8 protein-coding genes and 2 pseudogenes are annotated in these 12099 nt (G+C 47.1%); 5 read left to right on the top strand and 5 right to left on the bottom strand.

Features of this window, described 5'->3' with window-relative positions; all coding sequences use genetic code 11:
• Window positions 1–434: pseudogene (locus tag IQ257_RS09620) on the top strand (gfo/Idh/MocA family oxidoreductase); the annotation flags it as partial.
• A 39-nt stretch (window positions 435–473) separates the two neighbouring features.
• On the opposite strand, the gene IQ257_RS09615 reads toward IQ257_RS09620, so the two are convergent.
• From IQ257_RS09615 to IQ257_RS09605, 3 genes are all read right to left on the bottom strand, one after another.
• Window positions 474–2492, bottom strand: coding sequence for a cation:proton antiporter (locus IQ257_RS09615; protein WP_228060571.1), 2019 nt, complete (start codon window positions 2490–2492; stop codon window positions 474–476).
• A gap of 271 nt (window positions 2493–2763) precedes the next feature.
• Window positions 2764–5586: an AAA-like domain-containing protein gene (locus IQ257_RS09610; protein ID WP_228060567.1), complete on the bottom strand. Its 2823-nt coding sequence runs from the start codon at window positions 5584–5586 to the stop codon at window positions 2764–2766.
• A gap of 143 nt (window positions 5587–5729) precedes the next feature.
• Entirely contained in the window at window positions 5730–6188 is a 459-nt protein-coding gene (locus IQ257_RS09605) for a DUF6335 family protein (protein ID WP_193873680.1), read from the bottom strand.
• Between the two features lie 435 nt (window positions 6189–6623).
• On the opposite strand from IQ257_RS09605, the gene IQ257_RS09600 reads away from it, so the two are divergent.
• Together IQ257_RS09600 and IQ257_RS31140 are read left to right on the top strand one after the other, a co-directional pair.
• Window positions 6624–8336 carry a SulP family inorganic anion transporter gene (locus IQ257_RS09600; RefSeq protein WP_193873679.1) on the top strand — a complete coding sequence of 571 codons (1713 nt, stop codon included), beginning with the start codon at window positions 6624–6626 and terminating at the stop codon, window positions 8334–8336.
• A 35-nt stretch (window positions 8337–8371) separates the two neighbouring features.
• Window positions 8372–8485 (top strand): annotated as a pseudogene (locus IQ257_RS31140) (RRXRR domain-containing protein); the annotation flags it as partial.
• A gap of 11 nt (window positions 8486–8496) precedes the next feature.
• On the opposite strand, the gene IQ257_RS09590 reads toward IQ257_RS31140, so the two are convergent.
• Together IQ257_RS09590 and argC are read right to left on the bottom strand one after the other, a co-directional pair.
• Window positions 8497–8634 carry a hypothetical protein gene (locus IQ257_RS09590; protein ID WP_193873678.1) on the bottom strand — a complete coding sequence of 46 codons (138 nt, stop codon included), beginning with the start codon at window positions 8632–8634 and terminating at the stop codon, window positions 8497–8499.
• Window positions 8619–9677: an N-acetyl-gamma-glutamyl-phosphate reductase gene (gene argC, locus IQ257_RS09585; RefSeq protein WP_193873677.1), complete on the bottom strand. Its 1059-nt coding sequence runs from the start codon at window positions 9675–9677 to the stop codon at window positions 8619–8621. The genes IQ257_RS09590 and argC overlap by 16 nt, the downstream gene beginning before the upstream one ends.
• Window positions 9678–9955: 278 nt before the next feature.
• Here argC and ribBA point away from each other — a divergent pair, with 278 nt between their 5' ends.
• Both ribBA and IQ257_RS09575 read left to right on the top strand, forming a co-directional pair.
• Entirely contained in the window at window positions 9956–11623 is a 1668-nt protein-coding gene (ribBA, locus tag IQ257_RS09580) for a bifunctional 3,4-dihydroxy-2-butanone-4-phosphate synthase/GTP cyclohydrolase II (RefSeq protein ID WP_322744261.1), read from the top strand.
• 143 nt (window positions 11624–11766) lie between these two features.
• Window positions 11767–12054 (top strand): helix-turn-helix domain-containing protein, encoded by a 288-nt coding sequence (locus IQ257_RS09575; protein WP_193873682.1) that lies wholly within the window; start codon window positions 11767–11769, stop codon window positions 12052–12054.
• The last annotated feature ends 45 nt before the right edge of the window (window positions 12055–12099 follow it).

The following is a 12099-nucleotide window of genomic DNA, read 5'->3' as shown; positions in this document are numbered from 1 at the left end:
GTTTAGCGGACTGGGTGCAAGCTACGTTAACCTACCCCACTGGCTTTCAGGCATTGATTCACCTGTGTTGGCTCAATCCTGATAAGCAGCGACGTCTTGGGGTTGTGGGCAGTCAGGGAACGTTGATCTTTGATGAACTGCAACCTAATGCCCCTTTAACCCTCCAACACGGGTCATTCAAGCAAAATAGCGATTCTTTTACGCCTATCGGTCAACGCTGTGAAGTGCTAAACATCCCTGCTGAGGAACCCCTAGGATTAGTGTGCGATCGCTTTCTCACAAGTGTTCGTTACAACCAATCGTCTCCCCTATCCTCTGGCTGGGTTGGTGCTCAACTCGTACAGATTCTCTGTTGTCTTTCCCAATCGATGGAGCAAGGAGGATGTCCGATTAGAGTTCCCCCGTTAACGAATCCGAACTCGGAGAGTGGATAAAATCTCTCCCCATAATCTTCAATTTAGGGAGGGAGGGTGTCAGCAGCTAATTACCGGAAAATGAACGACAATAATAGACGTTTGCGTGTGAGTACGTGCGATCGCTTCCGGTTCCAGCCCAATTGCGGGTATAGTTAACAAATAACTCGGATGAGTACTTGCCGTTAAAATCAGCAAATCGTCCATTTGCAGCATACGCGAGACTTTTTTAACAAAGTTGCCCCGCACTTGCTGAATGGAAACATCAGCGCTTAAGCCTAGGGATTTTGGTTCTAGTTGCAAGCCACCAGAATGGGTGACAAGCATGATAAGTTGCAGTGTTGCTTTGAGTTCTGCTGCCAGAGTTTTTGCTAAAACGACCGTTTGCTTAAACGCTGGCGATGATATTTCCCGATCGCTCACTGCCAGAAGCACTCGGCAGGTATTCTGAACAGGGTGTCGAAATCGCGCAATTAACACAGGTACGTGAGAACGTCGCACCACATTGTCAATCACGCTACCAAAAAAGTTCTCGCGGGTGGTAGAATATCCTTTCCAACCGCAAACAATTAGACTAGCATCCCGTTCTGCTGCGGTGCGCGTAATACCTCGGTCAATAGCATCATCCACACGACCAATTGTTTCCACCTTGGTTACGGCGGCGTGAGCGATGGTTTCTGCGGCTGCCAATAACTGATTTTGCAACATCTTGGCTTCCGGGGAAACCGGACCTGTCTTATCAGAAAGAACGTGCAGGGGTAGTAGCGTTCCCTTAGCAGTTTTTGCCAGAATCAAAGCCAACTGAAGCAGGTTATCTTCGGTATTGGGGTTGGCAACGGGAACTAAAACTCGTTTTGCCAAGGGTTGAGTGGTGCTTTGGTCATCCACTGCCCGTTGACCGTGAGGTTTCATCTGCTTACCCCAGCGCTCCGTAATCCAAGGGGATGCCACGCAGGTTACTAAAATCATGGCAATAATACCATTGACCGTTAACTGATCCACCAGTTCAATTTTGTAGGCAACGGTAATTGCGGCTAAAGTAGACGCTGCCTGAGCGACGGAAAGACCAAACATCACCATAATATTAGGGAACCGAAAACCCATAAATTTACCCGGTCCCCACGCTGCCAAGAACTTACTCAATACCTCAGCGCCAATCATAACCGTGGCAATCCAGATGGATTTTGGCTCTCTCACCAGGATAAGCGGGTCGATTAGCATTCCTACAGAAATCAGAAAAAATGGTACGAACAAGGTATTGCCAATAAACTGAATCCGATTCATTAAAGGACTCAGTTGGGGAATGATTTGGGTAATGGCAATTCCGGCTAAAAACGCACCAATAATCGGTTCGATTTCAATCAAACCCGCTGCATAAGAGACGACAAACAACGTTGCCAGGACGAAAATAAATTCTGCCCCTTCATCATGTCCAAATCGCCGGAAGAACCAGCGACCAAGTTTTGGGACACCCCATAGGGTAGCAAAGGTATAAATAGTCAGTGCTGGAATCAGAAATAACCAAAAACCAAGGGTTAAATCTCCCCCGTGGGCTTTCACTACTACGGCTAGTACTAAAAGTCCCAGCACGTTGGTGATAAGAGTACCCCCCAGGGTTGTTGTTATAGTTGGCGATCGCATCAGTCCCAGCTTGGAGAGAACTGGCAGCGCTAAAAGCGTATGGGTGGCAAAACAAGACGCCACTAGGATAGATGCTAGCCAGCCGTATCCCAGTAGCAACATAGCTCCTGTACCCAAAATCATCGGTAAGGAAAACGTTGCCAATCCAAAGATTGCGGCTTTGTCAGCACTATGTTTTAAGTCATCAAGGCTGGTTTCTAACCCCGCCATGAACATCAAAAATAACAGCCCGACTGTACCGAGCAGAACAATGGTATCGTCACGCTCCAAAAGACCGAGGACGTTCGGTCCGACAATGACACCCGCAAGGATTAACCCAACAATACCGGGAAGTCGCAGCCGCTCAAACAACAGAGGGGCGACTAACATAATCGCCAGAATTGTCAAAAAAACGGCTACCGGATCGGTAATGGGGACTGAAAATAAGGCAGATGCCATCAACCCAGAAGACGGGGTGAGGCAGGCAAATCCAGGATAGATAGCGGACGACATTAAGTCCACGATGGTTCTCCTAGCAAAGCTTGGTTGAAAATATCAGTTGTATCGAGCCAAAGGAAGAGGCGATTTTGGTAACAGCGATCGCTTTCTTCCTTTTAATATCTGCAATAAAGTCAAGAAAATTCTACAAATATTTAAACAATCCACTCCCTAAAATCCGTAATGTTACACTCTTTGGGTGCGGAATATGGATTTATTGGTGTCGAAAGACTTATCGACCCATTAATATCATATTAACTGAGGACAAATCCACATTTCCGAAATTCACGACAAACGCCAGATTTAAGTTCTCTAGAGACTTCACTAACCAGACAAGTTCATTGATAGTTTGGCGTTCGTAGTGACTGAATAAAATAGAAAATCGCCGTTCTAAATCAGGCTTAATTTTAGTGGAAAGCAGCACAATTTTCAGTAATAATCCCATCGTCTGAGTCGGTCCCATATTAGAAATCAAGTCAATAAAGATATAGTGGTTAGGGTTTTGAGGATTTCCTACTAGGAAGTTTAGCAATTGACTGCACGTCCGCAGAATTAAGAAATCGTTTATTTTTTGGGAATCGCTATCGGGTAAGGTCTTAGTGAGTTGTTTGTACAAACGTTCATTAAATTGATGCTTGCCGTATTCTGGCTCGATAGAACTAATTAAGTACTCGTAGAGATCGGCTTTAAAGGCTCGGTAAGACTGAGTCTGACTCCGGCGGTTGAGGAAAATTTGAGCTAAGTCTCGATAGGTGTAAGACGAACCTTCAACATTGCCCATAAATTGCTGGAGCGCCGAGTACAATTCGCGATCGCTCAATAAAGTCGGGTTTGGCACAGGCTGGATAATCCGTGAGGAGGTATCACGAGTACTTTGCGCTCGCCTCACCATGTAAGTCACGTATTGGGACAGATTCACTTCAAACTGCCACTGCCGTTGCGCTTGAATGTGGCGAATCGTTTGCTGATGTTCGTAAGAACTGTCCTGACTCAATAGGGCGTGGCTATATAAGTAGGGATACCGACAAATCAGCCGACCTAGTTGAGAATTAGTTCCTTGGCGATTGGCATCCGGGGCTACCACTTGCACCAAACGCCGTAGTTTCAGATATTCCTCGCTTCGGCTAAACTTGTGGATGAGTGTTTGCAAGCGTTTGCGAGCAGTGGAGAGGACTGCTGTTGTTCTAGTTTGAGAGGTTTTCTCTAATAAAGCCACCAAATCTGCGATTGCTCCTTGGTGTTGGGGTTGCATTTGCCAACGGTTAATAAGAATGTGGCAGCAGCGATTAATAATGTATTTAAATTCCTCTTCACTGGGATTCGAGAGGATAACGCGCTGTAGACTAGCGAAAATCTCTGGATCAGAATAACCGCTGCCTTTGATAAATAGCTGATCGAAGCGCTCGATTAGTTCCTGGGGGGATTCCCGCTGCACACAATAAACCAGATGCTCATAGATCATCTGTTCATCTGGACGAGAGGGACGATGCTTAGAGGGTTTAGATAATGAGGGAGAATTCTGCCGATTGATTCCGTTAGACGAATGTGAAGGGGAAAGTGAAGACAAGGGTTTCCTGCTTCCCTGCCTACCTGCCCCCCTGTACTCCCTGGCAACTGTTGCCAAAACCTTTTGACGACTGGCGCTCAAAAACTGATAATCTCGCTCATTCAATCGCTTACCCTTTGCCCAGATAAAGGCATTCTGCAATTCCGACATAGTCAACAGCCGCGATTCATCCCGTCCCCCAGATGCGAACCAAGCATCCATCGTAACCTGATAGGGACGCAGGCTAGCAAGTTCTCTGGCAACCCAGCCAAGATGAAAAATTAACTCGTAAATGCGGTTGTAAACTCTCAGAACAGGTCGGCTGTAGTTTCGACCAATGGGACACTTGACTACTAATCCTGACAGCCGTAGTTCGATCTGTTCTGGACTCTCGTCTGCGGGGATTTCCCCGTGTTGCAAAATTTGTTGGTAGAGTACTAGCAGTCGGCGAGTACTAGAGCTGTTGCGCAACAAGCGATTGCGCTCTGCACGCCGACAAAGCCGATCGCGGATCGTTTTCAAATGTTCCGGTTCATCTTTGGCTTCCCAGTTGTCGATGATGTGGAATCTAACTAAATTCTTGACAAAATGATGAACGATGCATGAAACCTGATGAATATTAGCGGCTCGTTTGAGTTCATCATTGATGGTGTTAAGTTCATTACTTTCTAGGACGAGCTGACAAAGCTTCTGGGTAAGAAATGGTTTCCCCCCCGTCCAAGTCAAAATTTCTTTGAGAACAGCTTGAGGGCTACTGATCTTGGATGCTAAACCTCGGAGTAAGGGAAAGCATTCATGCAGTTGAAAGCCTGTCAGTTCAATCGCTTGACCAATGTTAAACGGGGCGCTGTTTTTGTCTCGAATTAACTCCGATGGCGTAGCTACCCCCAAAAGGGCGAAAGTGAGGCGCTGATAGGGCAGATGGTCAGCCCGACTGTCATAGCAAGCACGGATAGCTGTCAAAAAATCATCAACTCGGAAGTTCAAGCTGAGAACACTATCGATTTCGTCTACGAAAATGACAATATTGTAAGGAACTGTGGGCAGCAGTACCTGCTCGATAAATTCGCTGAAACGCTGCACGGGGGAAAGTAAATCGCGATCGCGCCACCACCTGCGCAAATTAAACCCCGCCGTATTTTTTCCAGCAGTCGGGGAAAAAAAGGGCGTGAAGCTAATTACTAACCGACGCACCAATCCTGCGTACCACTGCTCTGGAGTGAGATTTTGGCAACCAATCTTCGTTAAGTCAATCGCCGCACAAGCAATGCCTTCAGCTTGCAATCGGCGCATCGTTTGTACCCGCAAGCTGGATTTACCCATCTGTCGGGAGTTGAGTACATAACAAAATTCCCCGGCTTTCAAGCCCTCATAAAGTTCGGCATCCGCTTGCCGCCACACATAGGTTTGTGCGTCAGCGGGTAAACACCCTCCGAATTGGTAGTTATAGGTGGTATTCATGTTGCTGCCCTGGCTAAAGACTGCCTGGTTTAAGATTCGCTGATCCATAAATAAAGGGCTATCCCCCTCACTCTAATGAACTGCCGACTGGGTATAATTAACATTCTCTTCTACCTTTCCACAATCTCACAGTTTTTGGATAGTGCCAGGGCAACAAGGGAGTAGGGGACTGGGGGAGCGGAGGAGGCAGTTCAGTCCCGGCGCTTCTGATAATCTTCAGAAGATTTGGGGTTTAGTTCCCATCTTTGAGAATCGCGATCCGCTAGTATCTCATTGGTTCGCAGGAACGATTTATCGTCCATCTCTAAACCTACAGCACTACCTAGATTATCAACAATATCTTGGTCTGGAGTGGCAGCCGTTCCACCCACTGTTTCTTCTGCTGTTCCTTCAGCTTGTGACCAAGCAGCATCGATATCCCCTGCCGATAGCTCTGGACTGACTGCCCCATATTGACTCATCTGCTCATTCATCGTTCGCCCACCCCTGTTAAGACCAGGCTTTGGATGAACGCCAGTTCCGTAGGATTCAGTCACTTCTGCAGATAAATCAGAAACAATGGGTTCACCAACCTTATTTTCTACGGGTATATCTGAAATGATCGGTTCTGGAGTGACCTGTTTCACTTCTTTTTGAGGTTTTTCAGCCATAATTATTGCTTTTCGTGGATTTTCGGATGCTCAATAACTGCAACATAACGAAGATGAGATTCCCTAGAATCCTCAAAAAGGTACAAATTGCCCTGGAGTTACGACTAGTAGACGGCGGCAGACCCCTGGTGGAAAACTATTGGAATTAGCACGAGAGGGAGCATTTTCATGAATTATAGTATTTTATCTATGATTTCAATAAGAATCATAATATTTACATTATATTCAGAGTCATTTTAATATAGCCATGGAAAATATTAAGTAGTTTTACAAAGTTTTAATCTACTGCCACTTGGATTTGTCACAGACGAGAAACACAACGTTGATGTAGGGGTAAAGCGATATGCGCTCGCCCTATACAGCTAGGTTATTAAACACTGGTGTAACTTGTTGTGTAACTACAGCAAATAAACAAGGAAGGAGGACTGTGCTTTCATGCAAGTTACAAATCGTATCCATTTCAGAAACCTCAAGGGCGACATTTTTGGGGGTATAACTGCCGCAATTATTGCCCTACCAATGGCTCTAGCTTTCGGTGTAGCTTCTGGAGCCGGTGCTGCTGCTGGTCTTTGGGGCGCTGTTTTGGTCGGCTTTTTTGCAGCTCTTTTCGGCGGCACTCCCACATTAATTTCCGAGCCAACTGGACCGATGACCGTGGTGATGACGGCAGTCATTGCTGGACTCATTGCTACTAACCCTGAGAACGGGTTGGCTATGGCATTTACTGTGGTCATGATGGCTGGGATATTCCAAATCATTCTGGGTACATTGCGACTGGGTAAGTACGTTACCCTCATGCCCTACACGGTGATTTCCGGTTTCATGTCCGGGATTGGAATTATCCTGATTATCTTGCAATTGGGGCCATTTCTTGGTCAAGCTAGTCCCAAAGGTGGCGTTCTCGGTACCCTGGGTAACTTACCGGAGTTGTTGAGCAATATTAATCCTGCTGAAACGGCTTTAGCTGCCTTGACGGTAGCTCTGATTATATTCACCCCAGCCAATGTCAAGCGACTGCTTCCCCCGCAATTGATTGCGCTAGTAGTAGGAACGGTACTTTCGCTCGTTGTTTTCCAAGATATAGATATTCGCCGCATTGGGGAAATTTCGGCGGGTTTGCCCAGCTTGCAGATCCCTACTTTTAGTGCAGCTCAGTTCCAGAAAATGCTCGTCGATGCCTTGGTGCTGGGTATGCTGGGCTGCATTGATGCCCTACTCACCTCAATGATTGCCGATAGTCTGACTCGTACCGAACACGACTCCAATAAAGAATTAATCGGTCAAGGTCTTGGGAACCTCTTTTCTGGGCTGTTTGGCGGTATCGCTGGTGCAGGAGCCACCATGGGAACGGTCGTTAACATTCAGGCAGGTGGTCGCACCGCTGTATCTGGCTTAACTCGCGCCCTAATTTTACTCGTTGTAGTCTTGTGGGCTGCACCTTTGACTGCGACTATTCCGATGGCAGTGTTGGCAGGTATTGCCCTCAAGGTAGGTATAGATATTATCGACTGGGGTTTCCTGAAACGCGCTCACCACGTATCAATGAAAGCCGCCCTGATTATGTACGGGGTGATTGGACTCACCGTATTTGTTGACCTGATTGTTGCTGTTGGCGTTGGGGTTTTCGTTGCTAATATCTTGACTATCGAGCGTCTTTCTAACCTGCGATCTGAGGAAGTTAAGACAATTACCGATGCTGATGATGCAATTTTGATGAGCGACGAAGAGAAAGAGTTGCTTGATCGCGGTAATGGTCGCGTGCTGTTGTTCCAGCTCAACGGTCCGATGATTTTCGGGGTTTCCAAGGCAATCTCTCGTCAGCATATAGCGATGAAAGACCACGATGTACTCATTCTCGACCTGAGCGACGTACCCATACTAGGTGTTACATCTTCTCTGGCAATTGAGAATGCTATCAAGGATGCCATTGACAAAGGTCGTCAAGTCTTCATCGTCGGTGCCACGGGTCAAACCAAACGGCGGCTGGAACGCTTTGGAGTGTTGGATCTCATACCCGCGCAGCACTTAGTGTCAGCTCGTAAAGAAGCACTCCTGCAAGCTCTTGCCTTTGTTAATCAGTATGAAGCTCACAACTATGGTGGTTTTCCAAATGAGCCGGGAATCGCAGTCGATGGCACTGCATTCTAGGTGAGCGATTGTCAACAACTCACCGCTAAGTTCTGGGGCACGTAACCAACGCTCTAGAAATCTCTCATCGAGGACAACAGATTAAAGGCTCCCTTGAGTCTCGCAGAGCTTTAAGGAGAGGTCGTCGTAGCCGTAAAACCCGTTGTCGATTCGCTATCGCTCAGTTTATTAGTTGGCGGCAATTCCCCAGACGCTGACCTTTCAGGTACAGGCGTCCGCACCCTAGGTGCGATCGCACCTCTAAGCAAAATGCGATCGCTGAACTTCTAGATACTGCCGCCTTCACGGATAAAAACACAACTGAGGCAATCCTAAAGTTTCCTGCCAACCCATCATCAGATTCAAGCATTGGATAGCTTGACCAGCTTGACCTTTAATCAAGTTATCTGTAACCGACATGACAATTACCCGATCAGTACGCGGATCGACTTCCACACTGATATAACAGAGATTTGTCCCACAAGCCCATTTCGTTTGAGGATAAGTACCGCTTGGCAAAATCTTCACAAAGGGAGAGGCTCGGTAGAAGGCAGTATAAATCGTTGTCAAATCTTCTCGCACGAGTCCCGGATCACGAAGAGTTGCGTAAACCGTTGCCAGCAATCCCCGCACCATCGGCATTAGGTGAGGAGTAAACTGCACGGTAACATCATGCCCTGCTAAATCGCTGCACGTTTGTTCGATTTCTGGAGTATGTCGGTGGCGGGCAACACCGTAGGGGGAAATGGAGTTATCCGCTTCTGCCAATAAAAGATTAGTTTTTGCTGTCCGTCCAGCTCCCGATGTCCCCGATTTGGCGTCGATAATTGCCGTTTCTGGAATAACTAATCCTTGTTTCAGAAGGGGGGCGAGTGCTAGCAAACTAGTGGTAACGTAGCAACCAGGGCAGCCCACTAGTTGAGCCCCCGCAATGCGATCGCGATACAGTTCCGGTAAACCATAAACGGCTAAGGCTGCGGTTTCTAAGTCATGCCGTTCTCCTCCATACCAGGTTTTGTAAGTCTCTAAGTTCCTAAACCGATAGTCAGCCGAAAGGTCGATCACCTTACAACCCTTAGATAGCAAACTGGGTGCCATCTGATAAGCTAAACCGTTGGGCAACGAGAGAAATACAACTTGACAACGGGTAGCAATTTTATCTAAATCAAGAGGCTCAATGGTCAGATTGACGCAATGACCTAAATGAGGGTACAACTCAGAAAATGATTTCCCTGCGCTGCTATCTCCCCCCAAATAAACCACCTCAACGCCTGGGTGATCCATCAACAGACGTATAAGTTGTACACCACCGTAACCGGAAGCGCCAATAATTCCTACTGGCAGGCGTCCTAAATCACCCATGATATTCCTTTCCTAAGAGAGCACAAATCAAAAACAGTTGAACATTTGCTGCATTTTAGTATCAAACACGCACTTTGGTGATAAAAAATCTGACGAGATTGCACGAGTTATTCCTTATAAGTCATTCATCATGGAGTGTTTGTTGCAACAAATTTACTGATAGGGCAAACTTTTTTTCAACAGATGACCATCACTAATCCTGTACCCAAGCAAACGGGATACAATTAAGAAGGAATAAGTTGTAGAAATCTTAAGGGTTGTAGCATCGCGCTCTTGCAGTGGAATTGCCGGAAACTAATACGTTTATATTTGACTCGATCGACGACGCCCTAGCCGACCTAAAAGCCGGTCGAGCTTTGGTCGTGGTCGATGATGAAAATCGAGAGAACGAGGGGGACTTAATCTGTGCCTCCCAATTCGCTACCCCTGACATGATTAATTTCATGGCGGTAGAAGCACGGGGGCTTATTTGTCTGGCAATGACAGGCGAACGCCTTGACGCCCTCGATCTACCCCTAATGGTTAGCAAAAATACTGATAGCAACCAGACAGCATTTACCATTAGTATTGATGCGGCATCCCATTTAGGCGTCACCACGGGTATTTCTGCCGAAGACCGGGCGAAAACGATTCAAGTTGCCATTAACCCAGAGAGTGAACCCCATGACTTGCGGCGTCCGGGTCACATTTTCCCGATCCGTGCTAGAGAGGGCGGGGTTTTAAAGCGGGCAGGTCATACGGAGGCGGCGGTTGACCTCCCCCGACTCGCGGGACTTTACCCAGCCGGGGTAATTTGTGAAATTCAAAATTCTGATGGGTCGATGGCGCGTTTGCCTCAACTCATTCAATACGCTAAACAGCACAACCTCAAACTGATCAGCATTGCTGATTTAATCAGTTACCGCCTTCAGCATGATCGCTTTGTCTACCGGGAAACTATTGCCACATTGCCTACGGTTTTTGGAAACTTCCAGATTTACGGCTACCGTAACACGATGGATAGCTCCGAACACGTTGCAATTGTTAAGGGAGACCCCATCGAGTTCCAAGATAATCCGGTTATGGTGCGGATGCACTCCGAATGCTTGACGGGCGATGCCTTGGGTTCCCTGCGCTGTGACTGTCGGCAGCAATTAGAAGCGGCTCTGAAAATGATTGAGGCTGCAGGTCAGGGCGTGTTAGTGTATTTGCGCCAGGAAGGGCGTGGTATCGGTTTGGTGAATAAGCTGAAGGCTTACTCTCTACAAGATATGGGTCTGGATACGGTAGAAGCCAATGAACGCCTAGGATTTCCGGCTGACCTGCGGGACTACGGCATGGGAGCGCAAATGCTTAATGATATTGGTGTCAAGAAAATTCGCTTAATTACCAACAATCCCCGTAAAATCGCGGGTTTGAGGGGGTACGGTATTGAGGTGGTTGATCGGGTGCCATTGTTGATTGAATCGAATGACTATAATTCCAATTACTTGGCAACCAAGGCTCAGAAATTGGGGCATCTACTGTTACAAACTTATTTAGTGACGGTGGCAATTCAGTGGTCAGATGCCCCCCAACCCGTAACCGAACGCTATGAACGATTGGAAAAATTACGGCATTTGGTACACAATCACAATATGCTGTTGCAGGAAGAAGCCCGACCTGTTGCGATCGCGTTGTTTGGCAAAGCGTCTCTAATCGTTCACCTCGGTTTTGATCAAGCCAACTTAGCTACACCAGACTGGTATCAACACAAACAGCATCCGTACTTGCAAGCGATCGCTCAGATTTTGGACACCCTAAGCGAATGGTCGCAACTAGGACGCCTAGAATTTTTGGTATCTACGGGCATTGATCCCTTAACAGGTTTGCAAGTTCAGCTTGATCGACAAAGATTCCCCCTGAGTCAGCGCCCGTCTTCGATTTGCGATCGCTTAACCACTCAAAAAATCTACAGCTTTCAATAAGTAGGTAGGCACAATTAAAGCGAACGGGTGAGGGTCGTTATGGGTCATTGGTTGTTGGTAAGAGATAGTTAGCGTAGGGCTTGGGCGCAGTTAGCTAGAATTATAAGGAGGCAATGAGTAGATTTACCAAGGACAAAATACCTATGGCTGGTGGCAAGTCCGATATCCCGGCGTCTCTATCAGACCGGGAGTTACAGATTATAGAGTTGGTAAGTGCTGGTTTAACCAATCAGGAGATTGCCCAGAAACTGGAAATCAGTAAGCGCACGGTTGACAACCACATCAGCAATATTTTGCAGAAGACATCCACCGATAATCGAGTCGCATTGGTGCGTTGGGCACTGCAATGGGGTAAAGTCTGCTTACATGATGTAAACTGCTGTGCCTTACCCTTGCCGCCAGTATCTAATAATGACGAAGTGCTTTCCTAGCTGGGTTATTGCTCCTCATACTCTATGCTGTAATTGTTTGCGCGA

This window comes from Coleofasciculus sp. LEGE 07092 (assembly GCF_015207375.1).
GTDB lineage: Bacteria > Cyanobacteriota > Cyanobacteriia > Cyanobacteriales > Coleofasciculaceae > LEGE-07092.
This window is presented reverse-complemented; position numbering and strand designations above follow the sequence as displayed.

What these genes read in the sequence shown, in the direction of transcription:
- IQ257_RS09615 (WP_228060571.1), bottom strand. Translation starts at nt 2,492, where the DNA reads ATGGCATCTGCCTTATTTTCAGTCCCCATTACCGATCCGGTAGCCGTT.
- IQ257_RS09610 (WP_228060567.1), bottom strand. Translation starts at nt 5,586, where the DNA reads ATGGATCAGCGAATCTTAAACCAGGCAGTCTTTAGCCAGGGCAGCAAC.
- IQ257_RS09605 (WP_193873680.1), bottom strand. Translation starts at nt 6,188, where the DNA reads ATGGCTGAAAAACCTCAAAAAGAAGTGAAACAGGTCACTCCAGAACCG.
- IQ257_RS09600 (WP_193873679.1), top strand. Translation starts at nt 6,624, where the DNA reads ATGCAAGTTACAAATCGTATCCATTTCAGAAACCTCAAGGGCGACATT.
- argC (WP_193873677.1), bottom strand. Translation starts at nt 9,677, where the DNA reads ATGGGTGATTTAGGACGCCTGCCAGTAGGAATTATTGGCGCTTCCGGT.
- IQ257_RS09575 (WP_193873682.1), top strand. Translation starts at nt 11,767, where the DNA reads ATGGCTGGTGGCAAGTCCGATATCCCGGCGTCTCTATCAGACCGGGAG.